Here is a 1,164-nt window from a genome sequence, read left to right as displayed (position 1 = left end):
TTCCTTATTCAAGACTTAATTAGGGTTTGCTGAAAAAGTCTTTTTTAAGGAGTAGGGGAGCGGGGGAGTAGGGGAGTAGGGGAGTAATTTTTGGGCTACTATCCTGCCCAAAATGCTGAATTTTTGAGCATAAAGAGCTAAAAACTAGGTACTTTTTCCAGAGCTAAATAGGCTAAAACCTTTATCTATAAATGCTTTGAGATTTAATCAGCAAGCCCTAATTACTCATTCTCAGGTGATGGAGAAACTTCTACTTCTTGCTCATTTATTGGTGAAGAAATAGACTCTCCATCCTGTTGACTTTCTTCTGTCATAACTGGCTGTTCTGATTCTTCTTTTTCCGAACTTACAGGAGACTCAACTGCTTCTTTTTCTTCTACAGTATTAGACAATTTTACATCATTAAATAAAGGTCGATTAAAAGCACCTATCTTAAAACCTTCAACATCTGAACTACTAACATAATTCCACATCCAACCAGGACTATAAAGTGGCATCATCACTGCATTTTTCAACAAATATTTCTGAACTTCTATAACTTTTTCTTGTCGTTCTTCTAAATTAGTTGTAGTTCGCATTTCTGTTAGTAATGTATCCAGTTCATCACTGTGATAACCCCCCATCCAACCAGGAGAATGCCACAATGTATAAAGAAAATCTGGGTCATACCAAGACCACCCCATCATATCAATAACACCATTACCTTCTGTTTGACTATTTTCCTGTTTTATTCTGGCATTAAGAGTACCAATATCCATTGTTTCTAACTTAGTTTTGATTCCCACTTCTTCTAGTTGAGTTTGAAAGTTTTCTATTACTTTTTGACGGTTACCTCCTTTCCAGGTTAAAAGAGTTATTTCTAATGGTTGATCCTCACTATAACCAAGTTCCTCTAATAAAATTTTTGCTTCTTCTGGATTTGGTTTAATACTAAACTCGGAACAAAGTTTTTCATCACTAGGAAACATCACATCTGCGATCGCGCATTCGGAAGGTTTAATTAAACCTGCAAATACTTCCTCCGTTGCTTTTTTGGGATCTATGGCATAAGTTACTGCTTGTCTTGCTCTATCATAGATAATCGGGCGTGCCCGATTATCTGAATGTGATCCTCGAAAAAGCCGATGAGATGGGAGAAACCCTGCGCTTTACCAAGGCCGCCGA

At 37.3% G+C, this 1,164-nt stretch carries 1 protein-coding gene; it reads right to left on the bottom strand.

Translation table 11 applies throughout. The annotated features are described in order from the left end of the window. Positions 1 to 221 precede the first annotated feature (221 nt). Positions 222 to 1,079: an ABC transporter substrate-binding protein gene (locus F6K13_RS34195; protein WP_287290096.1), complete on the bottom strand. Its 858-nt coding sequence runs from the start codon at positions 1,077 to 1,079 to the stop codon at positions 222 to 224. Positions 1,080 to 1,164 lie beyond the last annotated feature (85 nt).

This window comes from Okeania sp. SIO2B9, assembly GCF_010672505.1.
GTDB lineage: Bacteria > Cyanobacteriota > Cyanobacteriia > Cyanobacteriales > Microcoleaceae > Okeania > Okeania hirsuta.
Note: the sequence above shows the minus strand (reverse complement) of the source record. Positions and strands in the feature narration are given on the sequence as shown.